The organism is Bradyrhizobium sp. BRP56, from assembly GCF_020194035.1.
Taxonomy (GTDB): domain Bacteria; phylum Pseudomonadota; class Alphaproteobacteria; order Rhizobiales; family Xanthobacteraceae; genus Bradyrhizobium; species Bradyrhizobium australafricanum.
In genome coordinates this window covers 1-18,204 of record NZ_JADYVV010000078.1, presented here as the reverse complement: position 1 = coordinate 18,204, position 18,204 = coordinate 1, and the positions used below count along the sequence as shown (strand labels likewise).

General features: G+C 65.1%; 13 protein-coding genes, 1 tRNA gene and 1 pseudogene. 7 read left to right on the top strand and 8 right to left on the bottom strand.

All coding sequences use genetic code 11. The features are described from left to right. Positions 1 to 94: 94 nt before the first annotated feature. Positions 95 to 4,831 carry a glutamate synthase large subunit gene (gene gltB / locus I6F38_RS36725; RefSeq protein WP_225163833.1) on the bottom strand — a complete coding sequence of 1,579 codons (4,737 nt, stop codon included), beginning with the start codon at positions 4,829 to 4,831 and terminating at the stop codon, positions 95 to 97. A 470-nt stretch (positions 4,832 to 5,301) separates the two neighbouring features. On the opposite strand from gltB, the gene I6F38_RS36720 reads away from it, so the two are divergent. Further along, positions 5,302 to 6,138 carry a hypothetical protein gene (locus I6F38_RS36720; protein WP_225163832.1) on the top strand — a complete coding sequence of 279 codons (837 nt, stop codon included), beginning with the start codon at positions 5,302 to 5,304 and terminating at the stop codon, positions 6,136 to 6,138. Positions 6,139 to 6,220: 82 nt separating this feature from the next. On the opposite strand, the gene I6F38_RS36715 is transcribed toward I6F38_RS36720, so the two are convergent. Then, positions 6,221 to 6,697 (bottom strand): Hsp20 family protein, encoded by a 477-nt coding sequence (locus I6F38_RS36715; protein ID WP_028341344.1) that lies wholly within the window; start codon positions 6,695 to 6,697, stop codon positions 6,221 to 6,223. Between the two features lie 221 nt (positions 6,698 to 6,918). Here I6F38_RS36715 and I6F38_RS36710 point away from each other — a divergent pair, with 221 nt between their 5' ends. Then, positions 6,919 to 7,866 carry an alpha/beta hydrolase gene (locus tag I6F38_RS36710; RefSeq protein WP_016844028.1) on the top strand — a complete coding sequence of 316 codons (948 nt, stop codon included), beginning with the start codon at positions 6,919 to 6,921 and terminating at the stop codon, positions 7,864 to 7,866. A gap of 63 nt (positions 7,867 to 7,929) precedes the next feature. Here the strand turns inward: I6F38_RS36710 and I6F38_RS36705 are convergent, their stop codons facing one another. Next, positions 7,930 to 8,589, bottom strand: a complete 660-nt coding sequence (locus I6F38_RS36705) for a hypothetical protein (RefSeq protein WP_225163831.1) — start codon at positions 8,587 to 8,589, stop codon at positions 7,930 to 7,932. Between the two features lie 60 nt (positions 8,590 to 8,649). Further along, the gene (locus I6F38_RS36700; protein WP_057016253.1) at positions 8,650 to 10,449 is read right to left on the bottom strand and encodes a tetratricopeptide repeat protein; all 1,800 of its coding nucleotides are present in this window, start codon (positions 10,447 to 10,449) and stop codon (positions 8,650 to 8,652) included. Between the two features lie 237 nt (positions 10,450 to 10,686). On the opposite strand from I6F38_RS36700, the gene I6F38_RS36695 reads away from it, so the two are divergent. Beyond that, positions 10,687 to 11,322 (top strand): LysE family translocator, encoded by a 636-nt coding sequence (locus tag I6F38_RS36695; protein WP_225163830.1) that lies wholly within the window; start codon positions 10,687 to 10,689, stop codon positions 11,320 to 11,322. A gap of 30 nt (positions 11,323 to 11,352) precedes the next feature. Here I6F38_RS36695 and I6F38_RS36690 read toward each other — a convergent pair whose 3' ends face one another. Next, positions 11,353 to 12,105: a sulfite exporter TauE/SafE family protein gene (locus I6F38_RS36690; protein ID WP_225163829.1), complete on the bottom strand. Its 753-nt coding sequence runs from the start codon at positions 12,103 to 12,105 to the stop codon at positions 11,353 to 11,355. A gap of 92 nt (positions 12,106 to 12,197) precedes the next feature. Between I6F38_RS36690 and I6F38_RS36685 the strand changes: the two genes are divergently transcribed. Beyond that, positions 12,198 to 13,091 carry a LysR family transcriptional regulator gene (locus I6F38_RS36685; protein ID WP_092087515.1) on the top strand — a complete coding sequence of 298 codons (894 nt, stop codon included), beginning with the start codon at positions 12,198 to 12,200 and terminating at the stop codon, positions 13,089 to 13,091. A gap of 8 nt (positions 13,092 to 13,099) precedes the next feature. Here the strand turns inward: I6F38_RS36685 and I6F38_RS36680 are convergent, their stop codons facing one another. From I6F38_RS36680 to I6F38_RS36670, 3 genes are all read right to left on the bottom strand, one after another. Next, entirely contained in the window at positions 13,100 to 14,068 is a 969-nt protein-coding gene (locus tag I6F38_RS36680) for a tripartite tricarboxylate transporter substrate binding protein (RefSeq protein WP_225163828.1), read from the bottom strand. Positions 14,069 to 14,150: 82 nt separating this feature from the next. Beyond that, the gene (gene hisN, locus I6F38_RS36675; protein ID WP_076827670.1) at positions 14,151 to 14,930 is read right to left on the bottom strand and encodes a histidinol-phosphatase; all 780 of its coding nucleotides are present in this window, start codon (positions 14,928 to 14,930) and stop codon (positions 14,151 to 14,153) included. Between the two features lie 570 nt (positions 14,931 to 15,500). Beyond that, on the bottom strand, positions 15,501 to 16,388 hold the full coding sequence (locus I6F38_RS36670) for an N-formylglutamate amidohydrolase (protein WP_057016267.1): 888 nt from the start codon (positions 16,386 to 16,388) through the stop codon (positions 15,501 to 15,503). A gap of 305 nt (positions 16,389 to 16,693) precedes the next feature. Here I6F38_RS36670 and I6F38_RS36665 point away from each other — a divergent pair, with 305 nt between their 5' ends. The 3 genes and pseudogenes from I6F38_RS36665 to I6F38_RS36655 form a co-directional block, all read left to right on the top strand. Continuing rightward, on the top strand, positions 16,694 to 17,053 hold the full coding sequence (locus I6F38_RS36665; protein ID WP_016843340.1) for a response regulator: 360 nt from the start codon (positions 16,694 to 16,696) through the stop codon (positions 17,051 to 17,053). 78 nt (positions 17,054 to 17,131) lie between these two features. Continuing rightward, positions 17,132 to 17,206: transfer RNA gene (locus I6F38_RS36660), tRNA-Val, on the top strand. A gap of 880 nt (positions 17,207 to 18,086) precedes the next feature. After that, positions 18,087 to 18,204: pseudogene (locus I6F38_RS36655) on the top strand (IS481 family transposase); the annotation flags it as partial.

The window sequence follows — 18,204 nt, the reverse complement described above, 5'->3', positions numbered from 1 at the left end:
GGCTGCGCCGAAGGCGCGGACCCGGAATCTTGAAGTTGCCTTGCGAGATCCCGGGTTCGCGCCTTGCGCGCCCCGGAATGACGCGTGATGAACCCTACGCGCCGATCGCGATCTTCGGCTCGGCGTCGGCGTTCGCCTTCATTTCCTTCAGCGCGCGGCGGTACTCCACCGGCATCACCTTGCGGAATTTCGGCAGCCAGCTCTTCCAGTCGGCGAGGATCTCCGCCGCCTTCTTCGAGCCGGTCAGCTTGGCGTGACGCGTGATCAGGACATGCAGCCGCTCCACGTCGGAGTCGAGCAGGTTCTGGAACACGTCGACCCGGCCATGCGCCTCGAGATCGCCGGAGTGGTGGTAGGTGTCGGCGTTGATCATCTCCTCCGACAGCACCGGCTCGAGCTCGACCATCGAAAGATTGCAGAGCTTGTCGAAGTCGCCGGCCTCGTCCAGCACATAGGCGATGCCGCCGGACATGCCGGCCGCGAAGTTGCGTCCGGTCTTGCCGAGCACCACCACGATGCCGCCGGTCATGTATTCGCAGCAATGATCGCCGGCGCCCTCGACGACCGCGACCGCGCCGGAGTTGCGCACCGCGAAGCGCTCGCCGGCGATGCCGCGGAAGTAGCACTCGCCCGCGATCGCGCCGTACATCACGGTGTTGCCGACGATGATCGACTCCTCCGGCACGATGCCGGAGTTCTTCGGCGGCTTGACGATGATGCAGCCGCCCGAGAGCCCCTTGCCGACATAATCGTTGCCTTCACCCTCGAGCTCGAAGGTGACGCCCTTGGCGAGCCAGGCGCCGAACGCCTGTCCCGCCGTGCCCTTCAGGCCGACATGGATGGTGTCGAGCGGCAGGCCGGCATGGCCGTAGATCTTGGCCACCGCGCCCGACAGCATCGCGCCGGCGGAACGGTCGGTGTTGTTGATCTCTTCCTCGATCTTGACCGGGGCGCCGCGATCGAGCGCGGCCTGCGCCTTCCCGATCAGCCGGCGGTCGAGCACGGCTTCCAGATGGTGGTTCTGGCTTTCCGAGTGATAGATCGTCTGGCCCTTCTCCTCCTTCTGCCGCACGAACAGCTTGGAGAAATCGAGGCCCTTGGCCTTCCAGTGCGAGACCAGCGCGGTCTGGTCCAGCATCTGGACCTGGCCGACCATCTCGTCGAACGTCTTGTAGCCGAGCTGCGCCATGATCTCGCGGACTTCCTCGGCGACGAAGAAGAAGTAGTTGATGACGTGCTCGGGCTGGCCGGTGAAGCGCTTGCGCAGCACCGGATCCTGGGTCGCGACGCCGACCGGGCAAGTGTTGAGGTGGCACTTGCGCATCATGATGCAGCCCGCCGCGATCAGGGGCGCGGTGGCGAAGCCGAACTCGTCGGCCCCGAGCAGCGCGCCGATCACGACGTCACGGCCGGTGCGGAAGCCGCCGTCGACCTGAACCGCGATGCGGCTGCGCAGCTGCTGGCGCACCAGCGTCTGATGGGTCTCGGCAAGACCGATCTCCCACGGCGAGCCGGCATGCTTGATCGAGGTCAGCGGCGAGGCACCGGTGCCGCCCTCGAAGCCCGCGATGGTCACATGGTCGGCGCGCGCCTTGGCGACGCCTGCGGCAACCGTGCCGACGCCGACCTCCGACACCAGCTTCACCGAGACCTGGCCGTCCGGATTGACGTTCTTGAGGTCGTAGATCAGCTGAGCGAGGTCTTCGATCGAGTAGATGTCGTGATGCGGCGGCGGCGAGATCAGGCCGACGCCGGGCGTCGAATGCCGGACGCGGGCGATCGTCGCGTCGACCTTGTGGCCGGGCAGCTGGCCGCCTTCGCCAGGCTTGGCGCCCTGGGCCATCTTGATCTGCATCATGTCGGAGTTGACGAGGTATTCCGTCGTCACGCCGAACCGGCCCGAGGCGACCTGCTTGATCGCCGAGCGCATCGAGTCGCCGTTGGGCATCGGCTTGAAGCGATCGGACTCCTCGCCGCCTTCGCCGGTGTTCGACTTGCCGCCGATCCGGTTCATCGCGATCGCGAGCGTGGTGTGCGCCTCGCGCGAGATCGAGCCGAACGACATCGCGCCGGTCGAGAACCGCTTGACGATGTCCTTGGCCGGCTCGACATCCTCGAGCTTGACCGGCTTGCGCTTGTCGTCCTCGGCGCTCTTGATCCGGAACAGGCCGCGCAGCGTCAAGAGACGCTCGGACTGCTCGTTGAGGATCTTGGCGAACGCCCGGTAGCGCTCCTGCGAATTGCCGCGCACGGCATGCTGCAGTGTCGAGACCGATTCCGCGGTCCAGGCATGGTCCTCGCCGCGGGTGCGGTAGGCATATTCGCCGCCGACATCGAGCGCGCTCTTGTAGATCTGGCCGTCGCCGAACGCGTCGGTGTGGCGCCGCACGGTCTCCTCGGCGATCTCGCCGAGGCCGACGCCCTCGATCCTTGTGTGGGTGCCGGCGAAATACTTGGCGACGAAATCCGCCTTCAGGCCGACCGCGTCGAAGATCTGCGCGCCGCAATAGGACTGGTAGGTCGAGATGCCCATCTTGGACATCACCTTGAGCAGGCCCTTGCCGATCGACTTGATGTAGCGCTTGACGATCTCGTAATCGTCGAGCGCGCCGGGCAGCCGGTCCTTCATCGCGAGGATGGTTTCGAACGCGAGATAGGGGTTGATCGCTTCGGCGCCGTAGCCGGCGAGGCAGGCGAAGTGATGCACCTCGCGCGGCTCGCCGGATTCCACGACGAGGCCGACCGAGGTGCGCAGGCCGGTGCGGATCAGGTGATGATGCACGGCGGCGCAGGCCAGCAGCGACGGGATCGGAATCCGGTCGGTGCCGGTCATGCGGTCCGACAGGATGATGATGTTGATGCCCTCGCGCACCGCGCCCTCGGCGCGCGCGCAGAGCTCGTCGAGCACCTGCTCCATGCCCGCCGCGCCGAACCCGGCGTGGAAGGTGGTGTCGAGCGTGCGCGACTTGAAGTGGGTCTCGGCGACGTCGGAGATCGAGCGGATCTTTTCCAGATCCGCGTCGGTCAGGATCGGCTGCCGCACCTCGAGGCGCTTGGTCGAGGCGACGCCCTGCAGGTCGAACAGGTTCGGCCGCGGCCCGATGATCGAGACGAGGCTCATGACGATTTCCTCGCGGATCGGGTCGATCGGCGGGTTCGTCACCTGCGCGAAGTTCTGCTTGAAGTAGGTGAACAGCTGCTTCGGCCTGTCCGACAGCGCCGAGATCGGCGTGTCGTTGCCCATCGAGCCGGCGGCTTCCTCGCCGGTGGCCGCCATCGGCGTCATCAGGATCGCGATGTCTTCCTGGCTGTAGCCGAACGCCTGCTGCCGATCGAGCAGCGGCAGGTTGGAGCGCACGCCCTTGGCCGGCGCATCCGGCAGCTCCTCGAGCTGGATCTGGGTGCGGTGCAGCCAGTCGCTGTAGGGATGGCTCTTGGCGAGGTCGGCCTTGATCTCGTCGTCGGGAATCAGGCGGCCCTGCTCGAGGTCGACGAGCAGCATCTTGCCGGGCTGCAGCCGCCACTTGGTGACGATCTGGTCCTCCGAAATCTTCAGCACGCCCATTTCGGACGCCATCACGATGCGGTCGTCCTTGGTGACGAGGTAGCGCGCCGGGCGCAGGCCGTTGCGATCGAGCGTGGCGCCGATCTTGCGGCCGTCGGTGAAGGCAATCGCGGCCGGGCCGTCCCACGGCTCCATCAGTGCGGCATGATATTCGTAGAACGCGCGGCGCTGCTCATCCATCAGGGGATTGCCGGCCCACGCTTCCGGAATCATCATCATCACGGCGTGCGGCAGCGAGTAGCCGCCCTGCACCAGGAATTCGAGCGCGTTGTCGAAGCAGGCGGTGTCGCTCTGGCCTTCATAGGAGATCGGCCACAGGCGGCTGATGTCCTTGCCGTAGAGCTCCGAATGCACGGAAGCCTGCCGCGCCGCCATCCAGTTGACGTTGCCGCGCAGCGTGTTGATTTCGCCGTTATGGGCGATCATCCGGTACGGATGCGCCAGCGACCAGGTCGGGAAGGTGTTGGTCGAGAAGCGTTGATGCACCAGCGCCAGCGCGCTGTCGAAGTCGGCCTCATGCAGGTCGGGATAGTACTTGCCGAGCTGATCGGCGAGGAACATGCCCTTGTAGATCACGGTGCGGCACGACAGCGAGCACGGATAGTAGCCCGCCATGCCGCGGTCGCGGCGCTGATAGATCGCCTGCGAGATCGACTTGCGCAGGATGTAGAGGTGGCGCTCGAAATCGTCCTCGGTCTTGGCCGCACCATTGCGGCCGATGAAGACCTGCATGTGGTAGGGCTCGGTCGGCTTCACGGTGACGCCGAGCGATGAATTGTCACTGGGCACATCGCGCCAGCCGAGCAGCTTGAAGCCCTCGTTCTTGATCTCGTCGGCGATGATGCTCTTGATCACGTTCCGCCACGCGGCATCGCGCGGCATGAACAGCGCGCCGATGGCGTATTCGCCGGGCTGCGGCAGCTTGAAGCCGAGCTCCGCGGTCTTGCGTGCGAAGAAGGCGTGCGGGATCTGCACCAGGATGCCGGCGCCGTCACCGGCGCGCGGGTCGGCGCCGACGGCGCCGCGATGCTCGAGGTTGCACAGGATGTTTAGCGCGTCGGAGACGATCTGGTGCGACTTCTGGCCCTTGATGTTGGCGATGAAGCCGACGCCGCAGGAGTCCTTTTCCAGGCTGGGATCGTACAGGCCCTCGGCTTCGGGGCGCCAAGTATGCAACTCACGCGCGGGCTCGGCGGCTTTCGAGTCCGCGGTCGCCGACAGCGTTCCTGCCACGATGTTTTCGCGCTCGAATTCCGACCCGCTCATGTGTCCTCTCCCTTTCGTAAGGGCCCCACCGTATTTGGCGCACCTTGGACGTTGCGGCACCCACCGGGCCACCGCTCGTCCGCCGCGAGCCGCATGTTCCTAAATTCAGACGACGGGCGTTTCAACGTCCCCTGAGGGACGGCCCTGCCTGCAGCATTCTCGGAGCTCGGGGCGCCGAGGTCTCGTTGCAATCCCTATGCCGGGATGGCCTCGAAATTGAGACAGCTTTACTGTCCTAACTTAGACCTTGCCAAATTTTTGTCTATCACACAAGCGCGAGGAAGTCCTCGCCCGCATGCTCGGATCGAACGGCTCGGCGGGAATGAGGCGCCCCCGATTCGAAGCAAACACGCCGTGATCTGGCCCAAGGAGGGACCAAGGACCGCCGAATTTGAAACTGAAGTTTTGCCCCGGGCAAGCCGGCAAGAGAGCGGAAACGCTCCAGGGCGGGGCAGACAGGAGTTACGGCGATGAAGTTGTTCACAGGTTCGGTTGCTGCCGCCGCCCTCGCGCTCAGCGCAGCCTCGGCCGAGGCCCAGCTGGCGACGTCCGCCCGGATCGGCAGCCCGCTTCTGGTCAGGGTATCCGACATGGACGGGCCCTATGCCGCCATGCCCGAGGTTCCGCCGCCGCCGCGCTTTGGCCGGGTCCCGAGCCTGTTGCCGCCGGTCGAGGTCTATACCGTGCTCCGCGAGAACGGCTATCTGCCGCTTGGCGCGCCCCGGCAGCGCGGGTTCGTCTACACGATCTCGGTGATCGACCAGGGCGGCGACGACGGCCGGCTGGTGATCGATGCCCGCGACGGCCACATCATCCGCTTCACGCCGGCCTCCCGGCTCGGCGACAATTACGAGGAGGAAATGAGCGCGACCGACGGTCCCGTCGGGCCGATGCCGCGGCCGATCCAGGCCCGGGTGCCGCGCCCGCCACTCCCGATCCCGCATGTCGCCAGCCGCGTGCCGGTGCCGAAGCGGAACCCGCTGGGGGCCAAGGCCCAGGTTCCGGCGGCTCAGGTTCCGGCGACCCAGACTCCGGCGGCTGCCCAAGCGCCGGCGGCAGCCCAGGCTCCGGCCCCGGCGGCTCAGGCCGCCGTCCCGCAGGTGGCCACGCCGCAGCAGCCTGCCCAGGCAGTCACACCCGCGACGGCCGAGCAGGCCGCAGCCCCGAAGCCGGCCGAGGCCCAGGCTGCGCAGCAAGCCGTCCAGCAAGCTGAGGCTCCGACCGTTGGTCAGGGTGCCCCGTCGCCGTCGCCGGCGCCCGCGATCCTGCCGACCCAGGCAATGCCCAAGGTGCAGGGATTGGAGTAGCGGTTACCGGCAACAAAAAACGCCCCGGTTTCCCGGGGCGTTTTCGCAATCAGCCAATATCTGCTGACGCGGGGTTTGTTGCTTAGGCGGCGACCTTGCCGGCCGAGCCGTCAACGACCTGCGGAGCCTTCTCGCCGCCGCCGATCGGAATGCTGCGGGGCTTCTTGGCCTCGGGAATCTCGCGGACGAGATCGACGTGGAGCAGACCGTTCTCGAGCGAAGCGTTTTTCACCTGCACGAAGTCGGCAAGCTGGAAGACGCGCTCGAAGGCGCGGGAGGCGATGCCGCGATAGAGCACTTCGGAGCCGTTGCCGGAGTTCTCGTTGGCGGTTTTCTCGCCCTTGATCGTCAGCGTGTTCTCCTTCGCGACGATCGAAAGCTCGGCCTGCGAGAAGCCGGAGACCGCAACGCTGATCCGGTAAGCATTCTCGCCGGTGCGCTCGATGTTGTAGGGGGGATAGCCGGGGCTGCCGTCCGAGGTCACCTGATCGAGCAGGTTGAAGAGGCGGTCGAAGCCGACGGTGGAACGATAAAACGGAGTGAGGTCGTAGCTACGCATAGGAATAGTCCTCCATTGAGCGACTGTTTTAGTTACCCGCCCGCCATCGGGCCGGGCTTAGATGTGTGCAGCCTGATGTTTCGGTTCCGAAGCACTGGTAGCGGCCTGCACGGAGGTGATATGGGAGGGGTCACGTCGCGTTCAAGAGGCGGAAACCGCGTCGCATTTTTCGGCGCCGGCGTCCTTGATCTCCACCCTGTCCCACCACTCCGGTCCCCTTCATGACGCTCGTCTCGATTCCCGCCAACCCGGTTCCGGACGACGTTGTCAGTGGCACCATCAAGACACCAGACGGGGCCGAGCTGCGCTTTGCGCGCTGGGCGCCGCCGCCCGGCCGCAAGGGCACGGTCTGCGTGTTCGGCGGGCGCGGCGAGATGATCGAAAAATATTTCGAGACCGTGCGCGATCTGCGCGACCGCGGCTTTGCGGTGGCGATGATCGACTGGCGCGGGCAGGGCCACTCGTCGCGGCGGCTGCGCGATCCCCGCAAGGGCTATGTGCGCGACTTCGCCGACTACGAGGTCGACGTCGAGACCTTCGTGCAGCAGGTGGTGCTGCCGGATTGCCCGCCGCCCTATTTCGCGCTGGCGCATTCGATGGGCGGCGCGGTGATGCTGCGCCTCGCGCATGCCGGCAAGCGCTGGTTCGACCGCATGGTGCTGTCGGCGCCGATGATCGACCTGCCGCGCCGCCGCGTGTCGTTCTTCCCAAGCGCGCTGCTTCGGATCATGCGGCTGGCCGGGCAGGGCGGCCGCTATGTTCCCGGCGGCAGCGACGAACTGGTCGGCCTCGCGCCCTTCATCGGCAATCCCGTCACCAGCGATCCGGTGCGCCATGCCCGCAACGCGGCGATCCTGGAGGAAGATCCGACGCTCGGCATCGCGGCGCCGACGATCGCCTGGGCCGACACCGCGTTCACCGCGATGCGCACCTTCCGCGGCATGTCGTATCCGTCCGAAATCCGCCAGCCGATCCTGATGCTGGCGGCGAGCAATGACGAGGTGGTGTCGACGGCCGCGATCGAGGAGTTCGCCTATCATTTGCGCGCCGGCTCGCATCTCGTGATCGCCGGCTCCAAGCACGAGATCCTGCAGGAGCAGGACCGCTACCGCGGCCAATTCTGGGCGGCGTTCGATGCGTTCGTGCCGGGCACGCCGCTGTTCAAGTGAAACATGGCGTTTTCGAGCGAAGGGGAAACCGGTTCGCGTGAAGAAAACGCGTCCAACAAAAATCTAGCGCTGTAGCAGCGCGACGATCCGGTCAGGAAAGCGCTTGTCCACGAACAGCGTCCTGACCTCGGCGACGCTGAGATAGCGGTCCTTGCCTTCGCCTTTGCCCATGATGTCGAGCAGCACCGGCCACTCGCCGAGCATCAGGAGCGGATAGTAGCAGTGCAGGATGCCGTAGGACGGCGGATGCTCGTCCTTGGCGCGCTGGAAGTTCGCCGCCATGAAGGTCTTGATCTCGGCGGCCGACAGCCCGCGTTCGACGCTGCCGTCGGGTGCCTTGTAGTCGCTGCCGAAGGTCGCGAGCCGCGCGATCTCGTCCTCATGGATCACCGCGTGCTGGTCGAGGATGCGCGAGCCGGCGCCGTGCTTGTCGAGCGGGCCGTTGCGTAACGCGTCGAGAATGGCGCCCTGGAACAGGCTGCGCAGCTGGCTGAAAGGACCGAGGCCGTTGGCGATCTGCGCCACCATGAAGATCTTCGCCCGCGCGGTGAATCCCTCGAACCCGGTCTTGCCGGTTGCGCGCCCGATGGTCTCGGTCAGTTCAGGCAGCGGCACGATATGGCCGCCGACATAGTTGCCGGCGACGAGCGCCCGCAGGAACGGGCAGGGATTGTCAGGAGAAATCTGCGGGGCGGGCGCCGCGCTTGCAGCCGTATCGGACATCAAACCACATCCTGAAAAGCTTCAGCTTAAAAAGCATCCATTACCGGTGGATGAATTCGCTCAGGAGTCGACGGCGAATTTCGAGGTAGATGCAACCAGAGCGAGTTTGCCGAACGGCAGGCCGGCTTTCAAGAGGCCGTCGCGATAATGCGCGATGTCGGCCGGGTTCTTCCAGTGGAAATTGCGCAAGTGACGCTCGACCGTCAGCTCGGGATGGTTGGCGAGCAGGGCCTCGGCTGCCTGCGCGGCCTCGTCGGCGCGGCCGAGCTGGGCGAGCGCTGCGGTGCGCACCGCAAGGCACTGCAGATGGTTCGGGTTCAGATACAGCCCCTCGCGCGACCACGACAGCGACGCGTCATATTGCCCGAGCAGGTAATGGCTGAATGCGTTCAGCGCCGCCCATTGGTAGCGCGGGTCGCTGTTGCCGCGCTGGACCGCCGTCGAGAACAGATCGACCGCCTTGCGATGATCGCCGATCACCATGTGGCAGATTCCCAGCACGCCGCGCGCGCCCATGTCGTAGGGGTTGAGCTCGATCGCCCGCTTGATGGCATCCATCGCGGCTTCGTAATGGCCCTGCATCGCGTGCAGATAGGCCAGCAGCGAAAACGCGAACGAGGAGCGCGGGTCGAGCCGCACGCTGCTCTCGGCCAGGCTGACCGACGAGGCCCACAATTCGCGCGTGCTCGGAATCCAGCCGAACTGGATGCTCTGGATCTGGATCAGCGCCAGATAGGCGCGCGCGATCGACAGCGCGGGGTCGAGCTCGATCGCTTCCTTGAACAGCGCAATCGCGGTTTCGCAATCGTCCTTGGTCTGCTGGTAGTAGTGCGACAGCCCCTTCAGGAAGCGATCCCACGCCGTCAGTTCGGCGTTCGGCGAGCGCGCCGGTGCCGATGCTTCGGCGCGATAGATCTCCTGCGCGACGGCGGCGGAGAGATTCGCGGTGATCTCGTCCTGCATCGCGAACAGGTCGCCCATGTCGCGGTCGTAGCGGCCGGTCCACAGCTGCTCGCCTTTCTCGGGCGCGATCAGCTCGGCGGAGACGCGGATCTTGTTGCCGGCGCGCCGTACCGAACCCTGGATCAGATAGGTCGCGTCGATCTCGCGCGCGATCAGCCGCGTCGAGACGTTCTTGCCCTTGTAGGCGAAGGTCGAGTTGCGGCTCAGCACGCGATAGAAGGATTGCAGCGACAGCGCGTGGATCAGGTCCTCGGTCAGGCCGTCCGAGAAATATTCGTCGGCGCCGCCGCTCAGATTGTCGAACGGCAGCACGCCGACGATTGCGGTCCGGTATTGCCCCGGCAGATGCGGGCCGTCGTCCGGAACCTGCTCCTGGGCATCGGATCCGGCCGGCGCCCAGGTCCAGACATTGACCGGCTCGGCGATGTTCTTGAAGCGGTGCGGGCCGGCGTCGACGAGGGTGACGGCAAGCCGCCGTCCCGCTTCGGTGCGGGCCTTGTCCGACACCGCGATGCCGCCGGGCGTTGCGACCGTCTCGAGACGGACGGCGATGTTGACGTCGTCGCCGAACACCTCGTCCTCGTCGGCCATGACGTCGCCCATGTGGACGCCCATCCGGAAGTGCATGGCGCGGTCGGCCGGCAGATGTTCGTTGCGCTCGGCCATCAGGGTCTGCATCGCGACGGCGGCCTCGATCGCGCCGATGATGCTCGGAAATTCCAAGAGGAAGCCATCGCCGGTGTTTTTGACGATTCGGCCGCCATGGTTGAGGATGATCGGGTAAATCGCGCTGCGGTGCGCCTTGAACGAGGCATGCGTCCCCGCCTCGTCGGCACCCATCATGCGGGAATAGCCGGCGATGTCAGCGCAAAGAATGGCAGCGAGCCGTCTTTCCATGTCTCCTGTGCCCTGGAATGGCCACTTAGCCGAGGTGACCGAATCCGATACTTACAAGACAGGCCGGGTCCGGCGGAAGCCCGGTTTGCAGGCACCTATAATGCATAGTAGCAGGAATTGGCATGCGACCAACGGATCGACAGTCGTTTCTCTACTGAATTCGTATGTCGCTGGGATGGCGCCGGCTGGCGGATCATCCTTTCCGGGCGGTTACTTGCATAGGTTAATCTCACTGTCATGCTGGGAATTCACGAACTTTGGCTGTTTGTCCTGTCCGGCCTGCTGCTCAACGTCACACCGGGGCCGGATACCGCTTATATCATCGGACGCACGATTCAGCTCGGATGGCGCGGCGGAGCCGCTGCGGCGATCGGTATCAGCTGCGGTTGCCTGGTTCATGTGCTGGGTGCGGCGATCGGGCTGTCGGCGCTGCTGATGGCCTCGTCGACCGCGTTCTTGGCCGTCAAGCTGGTCGGCGCGGCCTATCTGGTGCTGACCGGTCTGCAGATGCTGCTGGCGCGCGCCAAGCCAGTCGCTGACATCACGGGGCAGGGCGGCGAGACCTCGATCTCGCGTGTGTTCTGGCAGGGGGCGCTGACCAATATCCTCAACCCCAAGGTGGCGCTGTTCTTCCTGGCTTTCCTGCCGCAATTCGTGGCGGCCGATTCGCCGCACAAGACGCTCGCCTTCCTGGTGCTCGGGCTGATCTTCATCACCGGCGGCACGCTGTGGTGCCTTGGTCTTGCGGCCTTCGCGGCGCGGGCTGCTCGCCGTATCAGGCAATCGGCCGGCGTGATCGCGTGGATCAACCGCTCGCTCGGCGCGCTCTTCATCTATCTCGGCGTCCGCGTCGCGACGCTGGAGGCGCGCTAGCTCGCGTCTTGGCGCTCTGGCTTTGCCGCTCTAGCCGTGGATCTTGAGCAGTGCGCTGCCGGCGAGATAGATGCCGAGCAGGATCATCGAGATCAGGAACCAGCGGCGGAACACCTCGGGGTGCATCCGTGTGCGAACCGCCTGGCCGATGAACATGCCGGTGAACGACGCCGCCATCGCGACCGCGCCCGGCAGTGCGGTGGCTGCCGTCAGCAGGCCCGATGCCGTGAGGTTGAACGCGAGCGCCACGGTCGCAGTGGTGAAGAACACGCCGAGCGCCTGCACGAGTTCGTCCTTCTCCATGCCGATCGCCTGCATGAACGGCATCGAGGGGATGACCTGAACGCCGGTCGCCGCCGAGATCAGCCCGGTGATGACGCCGACGATGCCGCCGATCCATTTCTCGTCGCGCTGCGCGACCTTGAAGCTGAACCGGCTGAGCCCGACGATCGCGTAGATCATCAGCAGCACGCCCAGCACGACGGTGCCGTAGGCCGCGTATGGCCCGGTCAGCAGCCCGGCATTGATCCAGATCCCGGCCACGGTGCCGAGCATCAGCGGCCACAGCCGCTTGATGATGTCGCGCAGATAGGGCCCGACGAAGGTCTGCCAGATATTGGTGACGATCGCCGGCACGATCACGATCGCGATCGCCTGGCCAGGCGCCATCGTGGTTGCGAGCAGCCCCATCGCGACCGTCGGCAGACCGAGGCCGAGCGTACCCTTGACGAAGCCGGCGAGCAGGAAGGCGAAAGCGATGAAGATCAGGAGATGGTCGACCATGGCGGCACATTGACCGATCGATGCGAACGGCACAATCTGGAGGTTACGGAGTTAGCCTTCGGGTGATCCGAAGGTATGGGGTGGGAAACGTCATGCGGTTCGACCTGATCGACTTGCAATTGTTCATCGCGGTTGCCGATGCGCGCAGTATCACGCAGGGCGCGGCGCGCGCGAATCTTGCGCTGGCTTCCGCCAGCGAGCGGATCAAGGGCCTCGAGGAGGCGCTCGGCGTCGCACTGCTCAAGCGCGGCCGCCGCGGCGTCGAACTGACGGCGGCGGGCGAGAGCCTTCTCGGTCATGCCCGCATCGTGATTCACAATGTCGAGGCGCTGCAAAGCGATCTCGCCGCCTATGCCAGCGGCGTGCGCGCCAATGTGCTGCTGCTCGCCAACACCTCGGGCCTGTCGGAGCATCTGCCGCGGGCGCTCGCGGCCTTCCTGCACGAGCATCCCGATATCAGCGTCGATGTCGAGGAGCGCGAGAGCACCGATATCGCGACCGCGATCGCCAGCGGCGCCGCCGATCTCGGCTTCGCCGCGGAACACGCGCTGCCCGACAGCGTCGAGCGCTTCCTGTTCAGCGAGGACCGCCTGATGCTGGTGGCGTCGCGTCGCGGCGATCTCGGCGGCCGCCGCCAGATCGATTTCCAGGAAGTGGTCGGCCGCGATTTCGTCGGACTCACGGCAACGTCCGCGCTGCAGGTTCATATCTCGCGGCACGCCGCAAAGCTCGGCGCGCGGCTGCGCTTCCGCGCCCGCCTGCGCGGCTTCGACGCGATCTGCCAGATGGTCGCCGCCGATGTCGGCATCGCGGTGATCCCGGAGACCGCGGCGCGGCGCTGCGCGGCATCGATGCCGATCACGACGATAAGGATCCGCGACGCCTGGGCCAACCGCCGGCTGACGATCTGCGCGCGCAGCTTCAAGGCGCTGCCGCGGGCGGCCAAGCAGCTCGTGGAGTATCTGCGCGCCGAAGCGCAGCGCTGACGGCTGGCTCATTTCGTCGTCACCACGCCGGCGTCCTGGATCACCTTCGCCCATTTCCTGATGTCGGCGGCGATGAAGTCGCGGAAATGCTCCGGCGTGTCGCCGGCCAGCGTCAGGCCTTGCTCGGCGAGCTTCTGCTTGACGATCGGATCGGCCATTGCCGCGGTGGCGAGCTGGTTCAGCCGGGCGAGGATCGCGGGCGGCGTGCGTGCGGGCGCGACCATGCCGTACCAGTTCTCGATGATCAGGTCCGGCATGCCGGCCTCGGCGGTGGTCGGCACGTCGGGTGCGGTCGGCGCGCGTTCGCGCCCACCGAGCGCGATTGGCCGCAGCGCGCCCGCCTTGATCTGCGGCAGGATCACCGGCAGGTCGAGGAAGGTCATCTGCACCTGCTGACCCAACAGGTCGTTCACCGCGGGCGCGGCGCCGCGATAGGGCACGTGCACGATGTCGATCTTGGCCGTCAGCTTGAACAATTCGCAGGCGAGATGCGGCAGGCTGCCGGGGCCGGAGGAGGCGAAGTTGAGCTTGCCCGGCTGCGCCCTGGCGAGCGCGACCAGTTCGTTCATGTTCTTCGCCGGCACGTTGGCGGCGACCACCAGCATCTCCGGCACCGTCGCGACCAGCGTCACCGGTGCGAGATCCTTCAGCGTGTCGTAGGCGACCCTCTCCATGCTCGGGCTGATCGCCAGCGCGCCGGCGCTCGCGATCGCCACCGTGTAGCCGTCGGGCGCCGCCTTCGCGACCGCGTCGGTGCCGAGCACGCCGCCCTGGCCCGCGCGGTTGTCGACGATGACGGGTTGCCTTGCGAGCTCCGAGACCTTCTGCCCGATCACCCGTGCGATGATGTCGTTCGGCCCGCCGGGCGGGAACGGCACGATCAGCCGGATCGGCTTGGTCGGGAAATCCTGGGCGAAAGCCGTGGCGGGCGCGAGAAGCAGGAGAAGGGCTGCCAGCAGCCTGCCGCGCATCGTCATGTCGCCCATCCCTGACTTTTCTGGTTGCGGTCAGGATGGGCGCAGATCAGACGCCCGGCAACTCAAGAATCAGGCAGGGAACTCAGGCGTTCAAAAGCTTCATCGCCGCTTCGTGCACGCGCGGGTCGCCGGCCGCGATGATCCGGCCGCCGCTTTGTGCCGGCTTGCCGTCCCAGGTGGTGACGACGCCGCCGGCGCCGGTGATGATCGGGATCAGGCCGGCAATGTCGTAAGGCTTCAGCTCGGTCTCGACCACGAGGTCGAGATGGCCGGCGGCGAGCATGCAATAGGAGTAGCAGTCGCCGCCATAGCGCGACAGGCGCGCCGCGTTCTCGATGCGGCCGAAGCGGGCGCGGTCATCCGGATTCATCAGCAGCGGGCTCGTGGTGAAGACGGTCGCTTCCTTCAGCGAGGCGCAACGCCGCACCGAGAGCCGCCGTTCGCCCGACGGGCCGGAGTAGTGCGCCGAGCCGTTGTCGCCGGAGAAGCGCTCGCCGATATAGGGCTGGTGCATCATGCCGAATACCGGCGTACCTTTGTGCAGCAGCGCGATCAGCGTGCCCCAGATCGGAAAGCCGGCGATGAAGGATTTCGTGCCGTCGATCGGATCGAGCACCCAGACATAGTCGGCGTCCTCGCGCTCATTGCCGAACTCCTCGCCGACGATGCCGTGCTGGGGAAAGTTCGACTTGATCAGCCGCCGCATCACGGCTTCCGCCGCCCGGTCGGCCTCGGTGACCGGATCGAAATCGTTCGAGCTCTTGTTGTCGACCGAGAGCGAGGTGCGGAAGAAGGGCAGGATGGTTTCGCCGGATGCGGTCGCGAGGCGGCCGATGAAGGCGGTAAAGTCGATGACCGTCACGGCATGTCCCTGAACTGCGCAAACGACGCGGTAGAAATCGGATGCGGTCTTGCCTAGCTCAATCCGGCGCGGCGCGCACGATTAACGGAGTGTTATCCAGCCCGATGACGCGGTTCCGCACTTTCGATTTGGCTTCGGATTCGAAAGCGCCCCGGGTCCCGGCCTCGATCACGAAGTTGCGAATTCTGGTATACAAGCTATGCGCAAAGCGCCGACCGCTCGGGGCTTTCCTTGTAAGATATTGATCCTACATACGGAAAGCCGCTCCTTCCGGCCTGTTGCAGTTTCGCCAGACTTTCCAACATTACCCAAGAAATGTTTCGAAAGTTCTTGCGTTTTGTGCAGCGCGGTCGCATATTGTTGCGGTGCGGTAGCGCCTCGCGCTATCGCTGCCCTCCTTGGGCGTTTCCTCCCTAGACTTGGGCCGCTTGTTCATTCAAGCGGCCCTTTTTTCTTGGGCCGTCGTTTTCGCAAGTGAACTGAGAATCCAGTTCGGCGCTTAATCGCGCCGCCAACTTGAATTCCTGGTTCATGACTTCGTCGGGATCGCAGTGCCCGACGAAGGATTGATTACTCCGCGGCCGCCTGGAACGGGCCGAGATCGCCGAACGGGATTTTCGCCAGCGCATCGGCCAGGGTCGCAAAGTCGGCGGCCACCTGCGCGAAGCGAGGGCCGCGCTCGCGGCGGCGCTCATCCATATAGACCGCGCGGTTGAGCTCGATCTGCACGGTGTGCAGGCCGCTCGCCGGATTGCCGTAATGCTCGGTGATGAAGCCGCCGGCATAGGGCTTGTTGCGGCCGATCGAATAGCCGAGTGAGCTCATGATCTCCTCGACGAGGTCGGGCAATAGCGCCGCGCAGCTCGTGCCGTAGCGGTCGCCGATCACGACGTCGGGCCGGCGCGGCTCGTCGCGCGACACGCCGACCGACGGCATCGAATGGCAGTCGACCACGATCACGGCGCCGAACGCCTGGTGCGCCTTGTTGATCAGCCGGCGCAGCGCGCGGTGATAGGGCTTGTAGAGCACCTCGATCCGGCGCAGCGCCTCGTCGACGTCGAGCCGCTCGCGATAGATCTCCTGGCCGTCGCCGACCACGCGCGGGATGGTGCCGAGCCCGCCGGCCACCCGCATCGAACGCGTATTGGCAAAGCTCGGCAGCCGCCCGGTGAACATGCGCGGGTCGAGCTCGTAGGGCTCGCGGTTCACGTCGACATAGGAGCGCGGGAAGTTGACCCGCACGATCGGAAAGCCGCGATCGCTGAGGCCCGCGATCAGCTCGTCCATGAAAGAGTCTTCGGAGCGCCGCAGCGACACCACATCGATTCGCGACGCGTCGAGGAATTCGGCCGGATAGACCGAGCCCGAATGCGGGGAATTGAAGATGATCGGCGCGCGCCAGGCCTGCGGCTCAACGATCTCGAACGGGGGCGACAACTCGCCAGCAAATTCGGTCATTCCCTTGGCGCCGTCCCTTGCGTCCGCCTCGCCCCGCAGCAACTGAGTCTGCCGGAAAAGCGGAGATTTATGGGCACGCATTGTCGGTAATCGCGATCATTCTGCCAAGTGAAAAGAGTGTGGTTTCAGCTGGAACGCGTCTTAAAAGCAGCAAATGCGGCACCCGGTTGATTCGATGTCCGGTTCGGTCCACAAGTGGGTGGCGCGCATTTGCCGCTGGCTTGACGCAAATTTCACCCGAAATTTACCGTCTGTCGGGCTTACTGTTCGGACTGCTCCTCAAGCCGGATTCGACGATTCCTGCCATGCCGAAAATACTTCTCGCCGAAGACGACACCGATATGCGCCGCTTTCTGGTCAAGGCGCTCGAAAACGCGGGTTTCAAGGTCTCGCCGCACGACAACGGCATGTCGGCCTACCAGCGGCTGCGCGAGGAGCCGTTCGAAATGCTGCTCACCGACATCGTGATGCCCGAGATGGACGGCATCGAGCTGGCGCGCCGCGCCTCGGAACTCGATCCCGATATCAAGATCATGTTCATCACCGGCTTTGCCGCGGTGGCCCTCAATTCCGATTCGGAGGCGCCGAAAAACGCCAAGGTGCTGGCCAAGCCCGTGCACCTCAGGGAATTGGTCAGCGAAGTGAACAAGTTGCTGGCGGCCTGATTCGGCAAAAAACCTTCACTTTGTATCCTTGCCTGCCCCGCCGCCGTCCGTTATAGGGACCCGATCCAAATACGCTTTGGGTGCGTAGCTCAGCGGGAGAGCACTACCTTGACATGGTAGGGGTCACAGGTTCGATCCCTGTCGCACCCACCATCCTTCGCTCGCGCAGCGAGAGAAGGATGCCACGCCGAAGCCCAACGGGCGGAGGCGGGCTTGTGGCCGCGAGCTTCGGCTCGGCAAGCCACGCTTCACACAAATCTCGCTACGGACTTCGCGTGGCGCAGCCACGCGGAGACCCTCAGGTCGAAGCGTGTCCGGCGTAGCTTGAACGTAGTGAAAGCGAAGACGGACGCCGGCGCCGAAGCCCAACGGGCGGAGGCGGGCCCTTGGCCGCGAGCTTCGGCTCGGCAAGCCGTTTCTTGATACCTCCATCAATCTCTCGACCCGTCATTGCGAGAAGCGAAGCGACGAAGCAATCCATCGCTCGGGATATGCGATGGGATGGATTGCTTCGCTTCGCTCGCAATGACGTGGTTGGTTTCCGATTCAACCTGTCAAACAGCTTGTCGGTGTCATCACCCGTCGCATGCGGGTGACCCAGTATTCCAGAGACAGCAGTGTTTGAACCGAGGGACCGCGGCTCCCTCCACACGTCGTCCCTGCGAAAGCACTAGGGCATTTACACATCTCTTCGAGGCTAGAAAACCGACTCATCATCAAGGGGTTAGCTACAAGGCGAGAGCCGAAATCGGTGGGCGCAACCCTAGTGCAGACGAGCAAGTTCTCCGCAGTTTTCGGCCAACTCTTTGAGAAGACTCCGGAAAGACTGCGGAGGATATGTATATACGCTAGTGCGAAAGCAGGGACCCATACTCCGCAGCGGATGCCGTTGAAGGCATTCGTCGTTCAGTCATCGCGCAACAATAACCATTCGTGGTTGTGGGTCCCTGCTTTCGTGTTTGGTCCCTGCTGATTGGTTTGATGGAATCGGTGTAGAACGAGGCGTGGCCTTTGTCAGGGAGCACCTCGGGTCATGGAACTGAGCCTGCACGCGAACGCCACGACGACGCCGAAGACGCGCGCCTATATCCAGCGCAGCAGGAAGTCGGTTGCCGAATTGGCGACGGAACTGGGGGTCAGCGAGACCACGA